Genomic DNA, 13977 nt, shown 5'->3' with positions numbered 1-13977 from the left:
CGGACTGCTCATACTTTCATGCACAGTTTATTCGCGGAAATCACCCACGCCCGCCAGCCGTCATTCCCCAATAATCTTCACCAGGACCCGCTTCCGCCGCCGCCCATCAAACTCGCCATAGAAGATCTGTTCCCACGGCCCGAAATCGAGCCGGCCCTCGGTGATCGCCACCACCACCTCACGCCCCATCACCTGACGCTTCATGTGCGCGTCCGCATTGTCTTCGCCGGTCCGGTTGTGGTGATACCCGCGCACAGGCTCATGCGGAGCCAGCTTCTCCAGCCACACCTCATAGTCGTGATGCAGGCCGCTCTCGTCGTCGTTAATGAACACGCTGGCCGTAATGTGCATCGCATTCACCAGGCACAAGCCTTCACGAATCCCGCTCTCGCCCAGGCACAGCTCAATCTCCGGCGTGATATTCAGAAACCCGCGGCGCGCGGGCACTTCGAACCAAAGTTCCTTGCGGTAGCTTTTCATCCTGCCGCTATTCTAATCGGCCCACCGGCTCGACCACGACCCTCTTCCGCCGCTGACCCCGCCAGAGCCACGGCGGCTCAGGCTCTTCATCAGCCCACAGCCCCAGCCGCAACTCACGCGCCCGCTCTTCCAATCCCGCCAGCACGGCATCGCGCGGCGCATAGTGCCGGTACCACCACGCCCAGCCTTCCGCCACCAGCAACCGGTTCAAATTCCGGCCATCCGCCAGAATGACTTGTGCCAGCACTCGCCCATACCGGTCCCGGCCAGCCGCACCCACACCTTCGCGCACCACCACCATCCGCCCAAACGTGAGCGCAGACACCCGCTCCCGTGCCCTGCCACCGAACGGCTGCCCCAATTCCGGGCAATCCACACCATCCAGCCGCACGCGCACCGGCTTGCCTACTCGTAAGATCGTGATCGTGTCGCCGTCCTGGATCCCGACTACTTTCCCGGTCCAGGTCTCTCCGTTCGCCAAGGCAATGACAGCCAGCAGAACAGGGGCGAGCCTGCATAGCACGCCCCCATTCTATCTCCCTTGCCCACTGCGCCCGCCGCTGCTGCTACTTCGTATAGCTGAAGATCAGGACGGTCGTGAACCCCATCGGCTGGCCGTCTTTCGTCAAGGGCGAAAACTTCCACTGTTTCGCCGCCGCCACACTCGCCGACGTGAACATCGCATTGCCCTTCATCACCTTCGCCTCGCTCACGTCGCCCTGCGCATTCACGACAATCGCTACTTCCTGCTGACCTTGAATATTCAATTGCCGCGCCGCAATAGGGTACTCCGGCGACACCCGCTTGGCTGCTCGCGCCAGCGCATTCGCCGTTGTCATACTGTTCTCTTCCTGCGCCTGGCAAACAGCTCCCAGCGCAATCAAAAACGCAATGGCCAGTATCATTACGCGCATGTCTTCTCATCTCCTGTTCGAAGCCGGTCTCTAGCCCGCACGAATTGCTCGCGCAAGCTGACCATGCCGCACTCATCGGATCGAGCCCAGCTACCTTGAAAGGAAATGTTCGGAAATTCAGCGAGCCGGAAAGGTCCGCCGCCAGTCTTCGTACAGCCGCGCCGCCGCCGCGCCCCCCAGCGGCGTCGCATACTCCGGCAGGCTGAACACCACCGGAGCATGCTTCGTATACCGCCCCGCCAGCTCCACCTGCCGCTCTATCCGCTCCACGCCCGCTGGCTTCGCCGCAAATCCCGCCCCGCCCGCCGACGCTACCTCGAAGTTCTCCACCACCACCGTTAACCGCGCCCCCAGGCTCCGCCCCAGCGCCTGCAGGTACCCGGGCCAGCTCTCCAGCGTCAGCTTCCCCGCCCCAATCCCGTCCTGGAACAACACCCGCTCCAACCCGCCGCCCGCCACCCTCTTCCAGAACCGTCCCAACTCCACCGGCGCCATCCGCCCGTTCGAAAACCCGCTCAGTGCCAGCGGCCGCAACCGCCGCCGCAGTTCCTTCACATGCGCCCGCAGCCCTTCCGTCGCGGCCTTCGCGCGCCAGTGCACATCATCGATCTCCTCCGGCAGATACCAGCCGCGAAATGAGTGATGCCCCCGCACCACGCTCTTCAGCTCCGCCGCCAGCGCCAGGTGCCCGTCCGCCACCCTCTGCAACAGCGCCTCCCCAGCCCCCTCCTCCAACGCCCGCCACCACGTCGACTCGTACGCCAGCCCCACCCAGACCTCCATACCCGACCGGCCCGCCAGCGCCAATACCTTCTCCGTCAACTCCGTGTAGTCGATCCCGTCATACCGCGTCCACTGGATCACCACCTCCCGCACCCGCAGCTCCGCCAGATACCCGAACAGCGCCCGCCACCGTTCCATCTCCCATTCTTTATGGAAATTCCAAAATTGCAGGAACGTTCCGCCCGGCCGCGCTCCGCCTCGCCCGGCAGCCCATGCGGCCGCCAGTCCCAGCACTTCCCGGCGGCTCGTCTGCGCCAACGTCACGCCTGCAGAATATCAGCAGAAACTTTCCGGCGCCGGGAACCCAGGCGTCAAACCGGTGTCCATATTGACAGCCGCGCGAAGTGGTGCTAGTTTTCTAGCAGGCTGGCAGAAAAACCGCATATGAACGCAACCCGCAAAACACCCCTCAATCTCAGCCGCCGCGAGCGGCAAATCATGGAGCTGCTCTACCGCCTCGGCCGCGCCACCGCCTCTGAGATCCATCAGGCGATGCCGGACCGCCCCAGCTACTCCGCCGTCCGTGCCCACCTCCGCACCCTCGAAGACAAAGGCCACGTCCGCCACGAAGCCGAGGACTTGCGTTACGTCTATTCCCCCACCACCCAGCCCGCGCAGGCCCGCAAAACAGCCCTGCGCCATATGGTGGATACCTTCTTCGGCGGCTCCCCCGCCCGCGCCGCCGCCGCCCTGCTCGACAATCGCTCCGCGCGCCTCACCGACGCCGAACTGGACGAACTCTCATCCCTCATCGACAAGGCAAGAAAGGATGGACGCTGACATGACACCCGCTGCCGCCACACTGCTGCTCTTCGCTCTGAAAGCTTCACTACTCCTCGGCTGCGCCGCCCTGGCCGCGCTCGCCCTCACCCGAGCCTCCGCCGCCGCCCGCCACCTCGCCTGGCTCGCCGGCTTCAGCACCGCCCTGACCCTGCCCGCCGCTTCGGCCATCTTCGCCCTCCTGCCGGCCGCCTGGTCGCCGCACCTCACCCCCAGCCTCCCGCCAGTCGCCGCCACCACCCGCACCGTCCTCACCATCACCGCCGACGCTTCCGGTTGGTACGCCGCCGGCCGCATCGGCCTCTTCCTCTGGGCCGCCATCGCCGCCCTCTTCCTGCTCCGCTCGGCCTTCGGCCAGTACCGCGCCGCCCGCCTCGCCCGCCAGGCCCGCCCCTGGCGTATCTTTGAAAACCAACCAGTCCGCCTCTCCCCGCTCCTCGACGTCCCAGCCGTCTGCGGACTCGCAAACCCCGTCATCCTCCTGCCCGACGCGGCCACCACCTGGCCGCCCGACCGTCTCGAACTCGTCCTGCGGCACGAAGCCATGCACGCCCAGCGCCGCGACACACTCTCCCAACTCGTCTCCAACCTGGTCTGCGCGCTCTACTGGCCTCTCCCCTGGGTCTGGTTCGCCGCCGCGCGGCTCCGTGTGGAGGCTGAACTGGCCTGCGATGACGCCGTCCTTCGCTCCGGAGAACGCGCGTCCGACTACGCCGGCCACCTGATCGATATTGTCCGTGGCCTCTCCGGCCGCGAACGAGTCCCACAAGGAGGGATCCCCATGGCCCGAATCTCCGACCTCGAGCGTCGCCTGCGCGCAATGCTCAACCCCGAAATGAATCGCCGGCCCGCCGGCCGCCGTATGGTCCTCACCGCCGCCGTGGCCGCGCTCTCCATCCTCGCGCCACTGGCCGCCCTGCGCCTGCCTGCCTCGGCCGCCTCCCCTGGTGGCATCTCGGGCGTCGTCCGCGACGTCAGTGGGGCCGCCGTCCCGCAGGCCCGCGTCACCCTCACCTTCCCCGGCTCCGACCGCAAAGAGGTCGCCACCTCCGACCCCGCAGGCCGCTTCACCTTCGAACCCCTGCCCGACGGCAAATACGCTCTCCGAGCCTCTGCCAAAGGCTTCGCCCTCTCGGCCATCAAGGAACTCACCCTCAGCGGCGGCAACGGCGCCGACGTCGAGCTCATGCTCCAGCCCGGCCAAGTGAGCGAATCCATCACCGTCAGCGGCGAAGGCACCCCCAAGGCGGCGCCCGCGCCCTCCGGCCCGCCCACCCGCATCCGCGTCGGTGGCAACGTGCAGGCCACCAAGATCGTCAACATGGTCCGCCCCGTCTACCCGCCCGAATGCAAGGCCGCTGGCGTGGAAGGCACAGTGCTGCTACGCGCAGTCATCTCCAAGGAAGGCGACGTCCTCTCGCTGCAGCGCCTCAACCAGATGGTGGACGACCGCCTCGCGCAAGCCGCCACCGAAGCAGTCACCAAGTGGAAGTATCAGTCCACTCTGCTGAATGGCCAACCCATCGAAGTGATCACCGAAATCGATGTGAACTTCGTCCTGAGCCACTAACAGCAATGCCCCGGGAGGGACTTATCGAGCCTGCGGAATTGAGCGCTTCCCAGGCTCGCCCTTCCCGGGCCGATCCCCTACCCCCGGCACACCTTCCCCAACACCACCGCCCGCTTCGCGCCCGTGGCCGATGGCAAATTCGAAGGCTGCCCCTTCAAAGTCTCCGCGGCCAGCACCGCGAACGCCACCGCTTCCTTCGCGTCCGCATCCACCCCGTGCACTTCGCTCCGCGACACTTCCGACTCCGGCAGCTCCGCCCGCAGAAACCGCATCAGCGTCTTGTTGTGGACCCCGCCCCCCGCCACAATTACTTCCGCGGGTGGATTCTCTTCTCCCTCCGCAAAACGCGCAATCCCATCGGCGATCGCCGCTGCCGTGAAGTACGTAGCCGTCGCCACGGTATCCTCCACGCTCAAGCCCCGGCCAATCAGCCCCTTCACAAACTCCGTCCCGTACTGCTCCCGGCCCGCGGTCTTCGGTGGCCGCTGCGTGAAATACTCATCCGTCAGCAACTCGCCTACAATCTCCGGATACACCAGCCCCTCGGCCGCAATCGCCCCATCCCTGTCGTACATCAACTTCCCTTGCGTATAGTGCGCCACCAGTTGATCGACCACCATGTTCCCCGGACCCGTATCGAAGGCCACCACCTCCTCCGGACCCAGCCCCGCCGGCAGCCACGAAATGTTCGCAATCCCGCCAATATTCAGCGCCACCCGCGTCAGGTCCTCATCGTGGAACAGCAGGTAATCGACGAACGGCACCAGCGGAGCGCCCTTACCGCCCGCCGCCATATCCGCCGGCCGGAAATCCGACACCACCGTGCGTCCCGTCCGGGCCGCCAGGACATTGCCGTCGCCGATCTGCAAAGTACACGTGAGCTTCTTCCCCAGGTACTCTACAGCTGTGCCTTCGTGATAAATCGTCTGCCCGTGGCAGCCAATCACCTCGACATCCTCCGCCGCAATCTTTCCCTTCTTGCAGGTCTGCAGGAAGGCCGAGGCATATAACTCCGGCAGCAGGAAATTCAGCCGGGCAATCTCGCGCGTATGGGTCTCACAGTTGGAAACCTCCAGCAGCGCCGTCCGCACTTCCGGGGGATACGGCACGGAGTGAAAGGCCAGCATCTCGACGCCCGTCTTGGACCGCCGCACGATAGCGACATCGATCCCATCCAGGGACGTACCGGACATAATCCCGGCGCAAACCATTCCGGCCGAGCCCTTCTTAGCCACCAATTCCGGCTTCCCGTTTCGAATCTCTTTCATAACCTCTCTCCTGGCTCAGCCCCAACCAAGGCACAAAGGCCCGCAACGAACCACGACCGTAAGGGAGTGGTCCAAACGTCCCGCAGTCCGCCAAACCAAAGGAAGCCGCCCTGTTCCCAGTCCCGGAGCGTAAGCGACGGGCTAGCCCCGCACCCCCGCGGAAACCTACCCCTGCAGCTCTTCCTTCAGCTCCGCCAGCAACTGCAAAGCCTCAATCGGCTTCAAATTATCAATATCCAACCCTCGAATCCGCTCCGCAATCTGATACCCCACCGGCTCAAACAACTGGATCTGGAAACTCGGCTCCTGCTTACTCTTCCGCTTCGGCCCCTCCAGCTGCTCACTAACCTTGTGCTCCGTCTTCTCGTGCAGCGACAGAATCTCCCGAGCCCGTTCAATCACAGCCATCGGCAGCGCCGCCAACCGCGCCACCTCAATGCCGTAACTCTTATCCGCGCTCCCCGGCTCCACCTTGCGCAGGAAGATCACCTGATCCCCCACCTCTTTCACCGACACATGCAGATTCCGGATCCCATCCAGCTTATCCGCCAATTCGGTCAGCTCGTGGTAATGCGTGGCAAACAGCGTATAAGCGCCGATCCGCTCGTGAATATGCTCAATCACCGCCCAGGCCAACGACAGCCCGTCATACGTCGCCGTACCCCGCCCGATCTCATCCAGCACAATCAGCGAATTCGACGTAGCCGTATTCAGGATCACGGCCGTCTCCGTCATCTCCACCATGAACGTACTGCGCCCCCGAGCCAGATTGTCCGAAGCCCCAATCCGCGTAAACACGCGGTCCACCAGGGGCAGCACCGCCTCCGTAGCCGGCACAAACGACCCCATCTGCGCCATCACCGCAATCAGCGCCGCCTGCCGCAGGTACGTCGACTTGCCGCCCATGTTGGGCCCCGTGATGATCGCGATCCGGCTCTTCTCCTGATCCAGGTAAAGGTCGTTCGGAATAAACCGCTGCGCGTCCTTCTCCGTCAATCGCTCGATCACCGGATGCCGCCCACCCGCAATCCTGAGCTCGCCCGACTGCGCCGAAAACTTCGGCCGCGTATACCGGTGGTCCAACGACGCCTGCGCCAGGGAGCAATAGAAATCGATCTCCGCCACCGCCGCCGCCGTAGCCCGGATCCGCCCCGCCTGCGACGCCGCTTCGGCCCGCACTTCCGCGAAAATCGTCCGCTCCAGCTCGTTCGCCTTGTCCTCCGCGTCCAGGACCTTCGACTCCAGCTCCTTCAACTCCGGAGTCGTAAACCGCTCCGCATTCACCAGCGTCTGCTTGCGCTCGTAATCCGCCGGAGCCAGGTGCTTGTTCGAATTCGAGATCTCGATATAGAACCCGAACACGTTGTTGAACCGCACCTTCAGCGACCCGATGCCCGTCCGCTCCCGCTCCCGCAGTTCAATCGCCGCGATGATCTGCCGCGAGTTCTTAGCCAGGTTCCGAAGCTCATCCAGATCCGCATTGTAGCCGGGCCGCACCACTCCGCCGTCGTTCAACGTCACCGGAGGCTCATCCGCAATCGCCGCCAGAATCTTGTCCCGCACCTCGGCTACATCGTCCAACTGCTCGCGCACCGCACACAGCAGCGGCGCCGCCGCCTTCTCCAGCAGGGGCCGCAGCAGCGGGATCCGGGCCAGCGTCCGACCCAACCCCAGCGCGTCCCGCGGATTCGCGGTCCCGACGGCAATGCGCGACAGCAGCCGCTCGACGTCCAGCATGCCGCCCATCACGTCGCGCAGCTTGGCCCGCTCCACCGTAGCCGACCGCAGCCACTCCACCGCATCCAGCCGCGCTTCAATCTCCGCCCGGTCCAGCGAAGGCCGCAACAACCGCCGCTGCAGCAGCCGTCCGCCCATGCCCGTCTGTGTCAGATCCAAAACACTCAGCAGCGTCGAATCCCGCTTGGCATCCAAATCGGCCGAAAACATGGGCTCGACCAGTTCCAGATTCCGCACCGTCACGGCATCCAGCAGCATCGCCCCGGCCCGGTCGAAATACGCCGGACGATCCAGGTGATCCAAGGCCGACTTCTGCGTCTCCCGCAGATACGCCAGAATCGCCCCCGCCGCCGACACCGCCAGCCGTTTATCCGCCAGCCCGACCCCATCCAGCACCAGCAGTTGGAAATGATCCTTGAGACTCTGTTCGGCGTAGTCGGTAGTGAACGTCCACGCGTCCACCGGAGTCTTCACCCACCGCCCATCAGGACTCTTCGCCGACCCCTCGGGAACCAGCAATTCCCGAACCTTCAACTGCTCCAAAGACGCGGCCGCATCAGCCTGGTCCATCTCCGTAGCCCGAAACTCCCCCGTGGAAACATCGACGTAAGCCAGTCCGGCCCGGTCGCCCTTATACGCCAGCGCCGCCAGGAAGTTGTTCTCGTGCGACCGCAGCAGCGAAGCCTCGGTCACCGTCCCCGGAGTGACAATGCGGGTAATCTCGCGCCGCACAATCTTCTTGGTCTGCCGCGGATCCTCCATCTGGTCGCAGATGGCCACGCGGTAGCCCTTCTGAATCAGGCGCGCAATGTAATTCTCAGCGGCATGAGCCGGAACCCCGCACATCGGCACGGGCTCGCCTTTTTCCTTATTCCGCGAAGTGAGCGTAATCTCGAGCTCTTTGGCCGCGGTAACGGCATCGTCAAAGAACAGCTCATAGAAATCGCCCAGGCGGAACAGCATCAAAGCATTAGGAGCCTGCTGTTTCGCGGCGTGATACTGCCGCATCAAAGGCGTAGTCGGTTCGCCGGCCACTAGACCAGCCCCCAACTCGAAACGGAGCCGCGACTCCAAACGGAGCCGCGACCGTCAGGGAGCGGGAGCCATCGAACCAGCTCCCCAGCACAACTCACTACACGAAATCCCCAACCCCAATCCAACCCGCAACCATCCCGGAGCATCAGCGACGGGTCCCCCCCAATTCCCAAACGGGGCGGGCGTGAATCAACACGCCCGCCCCAATCCAGCCAACTCAACACAGCGTCCATCACTAGGCGTAAATCCCGCGCAGCTTGATCGCAAACGCCACCCGGTCCAACGCCAACATATACGCCGCAGCCCGGTTGTGCACCTTGTGGCGCTCCCCATAATCCACGACATCCTTAAAGGAGTTCACCATGATCTCCTCCAGCCGCCCGTTCACCAGTTGCTCGTTCCAGAAGAAGCCCTGCCGGTCCTGTACCCATTCGAAATAGGAAACGGTGACCCCGCCGGCATTCGCCAGAATATCGGGGATCACAAAAATCCCCTTCTCTTCCAGGATCTTGTCCGCCACGGCCGTCGTCGGCCCGTTCGCGCCTTCGCACAAAATCTTGGCCTGGATCTTCGACGCATTGCCCGAATGGATCACGTTCTCCTTGGCCGCCGGCACCAATACGTCGCATTCCAGGAACATCGCCTGGTGCTTGTCAATCGCCTCCGCCTCGGGATACCCCACCACCGTGCCCGTCGCCTGCTTGTACTTCATCAGGGCTTCCGGATCGATCCCGTTCGAGTTGTACAGCGCGCCGTCCCACTCGATGATCGAGATCACCTTCATCCCGGCCTTGTGCATCAGCTTCGCGGCCTTGCCGCCCACATTGCCGAAGCCCTGCACCACCACCTTCGTCTGCGCCGGATCCATGTGGAACTTCCGCAGCGCCTGCAACGTGACGAACAGGCAACCTCGTCCGGTCGCCTCCACCCGGCCCCGCGAGCCGCCCAGGTTCAGGGGCTTGCCGGTCACCACGGCCGTCACCGTCGTGCGCTTGTGCATGGAGTAGGTGTCCATGATCCAAGCCATCGTCTGTTCATTCGTATTCATGTCCGGAGCCGGCACGTCGCGCTCCGGTCCAATGATGTCGATCAGCTCCGCCGTATAGCGCCGTGTGATCCGTTCCAGTTCATTCTGGGACAGGATCGCGGGGTCGCAAATCACGCCCCCCTTGCCGCCGCCAAACGGGATGTTCACCACGGCGCACTTCCACGTCATCCAGGACGCCAGTGCCTTGACTTCGTCCAGAGTGACATCGGGAGCGAAGCGGATCCCACCTTTAGCCGGCCCGCGGGCCAGCGAATGCTGAACACGATATCCAGTAAAAACTTCTAAACGGCCGTCATCCAGTTGGACAGGAATATGGACGGTCATCTCCAGGGCCGGCGAACGCAGCACCTTCTGGAGACCATCGTCCAAGCCGAGCAACGTGGCGGCTTCATTGAAGCGGGCCTCGGCAGCGAGCCAGGGGTTAAACTCCCGGTCGAGAGCGGCATCGCTGTCAGGTTTCGTGGCTTCGAGGATCATTGATGATCACCTCCGCCCCTATTATGCCCCAGCGCTCAATCAGTTGGAACGGTACGCCAACAGAACAGCATCAAAATATCCGGGAACCGTAAAGTACCAGCACCTCCCTACAGTGGGTGTCACTCCACAATCCCGGCAAAAGCCCCGAGCGCGGTCCTCTCTGCCCACGATCGAAGCGGGCCGCAAGCTGGGGACGGTCCTCTCTGCCCCCGACCAAAGTGATCCCAACACAGCAGAAGTCCGACGTGGGCAGAGCGGACCGTCCCCCCACCCTAGGAAGCGGCCCCAGCCCTTCTCCCCAACGCCGTATTCCGTTCCCCCCGTCATTACCCCTGGCGCAGCCGCCGCAACGCCGGGCACTCATCCGGAAACGCGATAAGATAAACACATCCGAAATAATCAATATCTCGATACCATAAAAATCGATCGCACATTTCGCCCGACCAAATCCGGAGCCCCTCCAGTGAAACCCGCAATTCTCGCCCTCCTCTTAGCCGCTTCCCTCCAAGCCCAAATCGCCAGTCTCAGCACCACCGACGACGGCAGCGTCCTCTACTTCACAACGCCCTTCACCCAGCCCGGCGCCGCCCAGCCCGCCCACGGCAAATCCTTCCGCATCGACGCCCAGGGCCTCGCCCTCCAGGAAGCCCGGATCCTGGAAATCGTCGAAGCCCCCGTCAACGTAATCTCGAATTTCTACAACATTTCCGGCATCGACGTCTCCGGAGACGGCCGCATCACCGCCACCGCCGCCAGCCGCCTTTGCCAGGAAAACTTCTGCGGCTCGATGGTCAACACCATGACCACGGTGCGCGGCCGCGGCGAGCCGGTCGACTACTCCGGACCCGCCCGCCTCAGCCCGAACGGACGCTACCTCGCCGCCACCATCACCGGCATCCCCCGCCCCACCGGAGCCCGCCGCAGCCAGTGGGATCTCGAAACCGGAGAATCCTGGCCCCTGCCCTACAACTCCTTCGCCCCCTCCGGCCGCATGATCACCAACGACGGCACAGTCCTTCTCAAGTACGACGACGACCTCCAACTGTTCCACCGCGGAGCCCTGCAACGCGTCACCTTCCACAGCGAATCCATCGAAGGCGCCGCCATCGACGCCGAAGGCCGCTCCCTCATCTTCACCTCGCGTTGGCCCGCGCCCTACAATCAGTACGCCCGGGTACGCCGCCTCGACCTCGCCACCGGCGAACTCACCACCCTCCTCGAAGGCGCAGCCGACTTCACCCAACCCGCCATCAGCAACGACGGCTCCCTCGCCCTCACCGTCAGCGGCGGCCAGGTTTTCGTCCTCAACACCGACGGCACCGGTCTCCGGCAACTCACCAGTGAGAACGACGGCATCCAGACCGCAATCCTCTCCGGCAATGGCCGCGTCGCCTATGCCCTCACCTTCGGAGGACGCCTGCTCCGCATCGATGTCGAAGAGCCCAAAGTGACCCAGATCCTCGGCCGCACCGCCCACGTGGAAACAGAATCGCTCCACGGCGCCATCGGCTCGGCCATGCTCATCAAGGGGACCGCACTCGATGAGCCCGATCTACAGGTGACCATCGGAGGCCGGCCCGCGCCCATCGTCCAGGCCAAGCCCGGCGAACTCCTCGTTCAGGTTCCATGGGAGTGCGCCGCCGACCCCGAAACCCAGGTGGCCTTGCAGACCAAAGCGGAGTACCCTCTCGTCGAACCCATGCAATTCCAGGCCTACGTCAGTGCCCTGTACCCTGACATCTACGGTGTACCGAAGCACGCAAATACGCAGCAACCGGTCACCCTCGACGATCCGGCCCAACCCGGAGAGACCATCTATATCCAGGCCCTGGGCCTCGGCTCGGTGATGGCCCCGGTAGAGACAGGCAAACCCCAACCAGCCACGCCAGTGCCCACGCTCCAGAAGGAATTCATTTGCAGATGGAGCAGCGGCGACCCGTCATTCCGGTTCGAGATGCCGTATGCGGGCCTGGTGCCCGGCCAGTTCGGCCTCTACCAGGTGAACCTCGTCCTGCCGGCCCGTCTCCCGTCGAATCCCAGTCATACTGAGGCAGCAATCTGCAGCTTCGAACAGGAACCGAACCCGCCAGGGTTCAAGGTCGAGCTAGCCCTCCAGCCCTAGCGAAGTCAGACAACGGCGGGGCAGCGGGGACGGTCCTCTGCCCCCAACCGGGCGGGGACGGTCCTCTCTGCCCCCAACCAATGCCATCCCAATGCAAGGAAAGGTCGACGTGGGCAGAGCGGACCGTCCCCCTCTTCCCCCCACCAACACATTCCGCCCCCTCACCGCCCCATCAACCCCGTCACCCCTTGCACCGAAACCACAGCCCCAGCCCTCACCAGAACCTCCCTCAGCTTCGGATACGAAACATCCTGCACATCCCCCTCCGCCAACCCGGCCGCCGCCCCCGCCGCCTGCCCCAACGCCAGGAACGTCCACTCCAACCGGATCGCCCCGTACGCTACATGCGACGACGACGGGCACGAAGCCGCCAGCAGATTCGTCGCCTCCGACCGTCTCGGCGTCAACGCCCGGTACGGAATACTAAATGGACCCCAGTCCTTCCCGCCAAACACAAACCCTTCGTTATAAGCAGCCCCATCCTTCACGATCCGCCGCACATGGTGCATGTCCGGAGGCCAATACGCCACCGCCACCGCATCCTCCACCCGAGGAGCATTCAGCCTCCGTGTGTGCGCCTCCGTCAACACATAATCCGAGACCATCCGCCGCGCATCCCGCACATAGATCTGCCGCGGCCACCCCCCGTTATCCGTGAACTCGTCCTTGCACAGACCCCAGTCCCGCCAGGCCGCCCGCACACGCTCCGGCAATCCGGCATCGTGCGCCAGGAAATACAGCAGCCCCCACGTGAACTCCAGATGCTGCTGGTACACCTGGGCGCGCACCGCATACGAACCACCCGGATACTCGAAGTTCATCCCGTATAGATTCGCGGAAAGGTCATGCCACGACCCCAGGTCCGTCTTCCCGTTCGGCACATTCTCCTGCGGCGCAAACAGATGTCCGCCCGCGGCCGCATACCGCCGGTAGATCTCATACTGCGCCGGATCATAGTGGGCCGGCTTACTGATCGCCAGCCGATTCTCCGGCCGCCGCGTCAAGCACAACCGGAAGCAGTACCCCTGCACTCGCTCATCCCCCGAGCCCGGCACCCCGAGCGCCTCATCCTGGATCGTCGCAATCAACCCGCTCGAAGCCACCCCGGGCACTTTGTAGGGATCAACCCGCACCGGGAACTGCCGGTACTCGTTCTGCCCTCGAATCCCATTCTTCGTCTCGCCATATTTCGAGTTCGGCTCCCGCCCGATCACTGTCTCCACCCCAGCCGCAAACAGCAGGTCGCCTTCAATGGAGGCGTCGATGAACTGACGCCCCTCGAACACTTCGCCCGACTCCGTCACAATCGCCGCCAGCTTCTTGCCCTCCCCCCAAACCACCGAGGCCGATAGAGGCTCCTTCAGCCGCCGGCCCCGGAACACCGGCACGTGCGCCTGCTCCAACATGTCCTCGAAGACCGCTTCCGCCACATGCGGCTCAAACTGCCACACCGGCTTCTGCTTCCCATACTTCTGGCCGACCCGTGTGTAGAACTCGAGCGCCAATCCGCCCACCGCCATACTGTTTCGGAAATCATGATTATCGATATCCGATCCGCCGAGCCCCTCTACCGAAATGCCCCCGACGTGTTTCTCCGGGGCGACCAGCGCCACTTTCTTCCCCATCCTGGCTGCCTGGACAGCCGCGGTCACGCCCGCGGCTGTCCCACCGTAAACGACCACATCCTGCACCGTAACTGCGGCGCCAAATAACTTGACACTGGCAAGTAATATTGTTGATTTGGTCAACCAATTGAGCTTCAT

The 13977-nt window shown here is 63.9% G+C and carries 11 protein-coding genes; 3 read left to right on the top strand and 8 right to left on the bottom strand.

Going from position 1 to position 13977, the window contains the following annotated elements:
* Nucleotides 1-60 precede the first annotated feature (60 nt).
* The 4 genes from ACR9Y2_RS23155 to ACR9Y2_RS23140 form a co-directional block, all read right to left on the bottom strand.
* Nucleotides 61-480, bottom strand: coding sequence for a secondary thiamine-phosphate synthase enzyme YjbQ (locus tag ACR9Y2_RS23155; protein ID WP_435044032.1), 420 nt, complete (start codon nucleotides 478-480; stop codon nucleotides 61-63).
* Between the two features lie 7 nt (nucleotides 481-487).
* Nucleotides 488-1003: a thermonuclease family protein gene (locus tag ACR9Y2_RS23150; protein ID WP_435044031.1), complete on the bottom strand. Its 516-nt coding sequence runs from the start codon at nucleotides 1001-1003 to the stop codon at nucleotides 488-490.
* Nucleotides 1004-1046: 43 nt separating this feature from the next.
* Complete coding sequence (locus tag ACR9Y2_RS23145) at nucleotides 1047-1394, bottom strand: energy transducer TonB (protein ID WP_435044030.1); 348 nt, start codon at nucleotides 1392-1394, stop codon at nucleotides 1047-1049.
* Nucleotides 1395-1511: 117 nt separating this feature from the next.
* Nucleotides 1512-2411: a DUF4434 domain-containing protein gene (locus ACR9Y2_RS23140; protein WP_435044895.1), complete on the bottom strand. Its 900-nt coding sequence runs from the start codon at nucleotides 2409-2411 to the stop codon at nucleotides 1512-1514.
* Nucleotides 2412-2561: 150 nt separating this feature from the next.
* Here ACR9Y2_RS23140 and ACR9Y2_RS23135 point away from each other — a divergent pair, with 150 nt between their 5' ends.
* Both ACR9Y2_RS23135 and ACR9Y2_RS23130 read left to right on the top strand, forming a co-directional pair.
* Nucleotides 2562-2957 (top strand): BlaI/MecI/CopY family transcriptional regulator, encoded by a 396-nt coding sequence (locus tag ACR9Y2_RS23135; RefSeq protein ID WP_435044029.1) that lies wholly within the window; start codon nucleotides 2562-2564, stop codon nucleotides 2955-2957.
* 1 nt (nucleotide 2958) lies between these two features.
* On the top strand, nucleotides 2959-4527 hold the full coding sequence (locus ACR9Y2_RS23130) for a TonB family protein (RefSeq protein ID WP_435044028.1): 1569 nt from the start codon (nucleotides 2959-2961) through the stop codon (nucleotides 4525-4527).
* A gap of 77 nt (nucleotides 4528-4604) precedes the next feature.
* On the opposite strand, the gene ACR9Y2_RS23125 is transcribed toward ACR9Y2_RS23130, so the two are convergent.
* The 3 genes from ACR9Y2_RS23125 to ACR9Y2_RS23115 all read right to left on the bottom strand — a co-directional run bounded on the left by ACR9Y2_RS23125 (nucleotide 4605) and on the right by ACR9Y2_RS23115 (nucleotide 10092).
* Nucleotides 4605-5795 carry an anhydro-N-acetylmuramic acid kinase gene (locus ACR9Y2_RS23125; protein WP_435044027.1) on the bottom strand — a complete coding sequence of 397 codons (1191 nt, stop codon included), beginning with the start codon at nucleotides 5793-5795 and terminating at the stop codon, nucleotides 4605-4607.
* A gap of 165 nt (nucleotides 5796-5960) precedes the next feature.
* Nucleotides 5961-8567 carry a DNA mismatch repair protein MutS gene (mutS, locus tag ACR9Y2_RS23120; RefSeq protein WP_435044026.1) on the bottom strand — a complete coding sequence of 869 codons (2607 nt, stop codon included), beginning with the start codon at nucleotides 8565-8567 and terminating at the stop codon, nucleotides 5961-5963.
* 235 nt (nucleotides 8568-8802) lie between these two features.
* Nucleotides 8803-10092, bottom strand: coding sequence for a Glu/Leu/Phe/Val family dehydrogenase (locus ACR9Y2_RS23115; protein ID WP_435044025.1), 1290 nt, complete (start codon nucleotides 10090-10092; stop codon nucleotides 8803-8805).
* A 463-nt stretch (nucleotides 10093-10555) separates the two neighbouring features.
* On the opposite strand from ACR9Y2_RS23115, the gene ACR9Y2_RS23110 reads away from it, so the two are divergent.
* Entirely contained in the window at nucleotides 10556-12214 is a 1659-nt protein-coding gene (locus ACR9Y2_RS23110; protein WP_435044024.1) for a hypothetical protein, read from the top strand.
* Nucleotides 12215-12375: 161 nt separating this feature from the next.
* On the opposite strand, the gene ACR9Y2_RS23105 is transcribed toward ACR9Y2_RS23110, so the two are convergent.
* Nucleotides 12376-13977 (bottom strand): FAD-dependent oxidoreductase, encoded by a 1602-nt coding sequence (locus tag ACR9Y2_RS23105; protein ID WP_435044023.1) that lies wholly within the window; start codon nucleotides 13975-13977, stop codon nucleotides 12376-12378.

The organism is Paludibaculum fermentans (genome assembly GCF_051172195.1).
Lineage (GTDB): Bacteria > Acidobacteriota > Terriglobia > Bryobacterales > Bryobacteraceae > Paludibaculum > Paludibaculum fermentans_A.
This window is presented reverse-complemented; position numbering and strand designations above follow the sequence as displayed.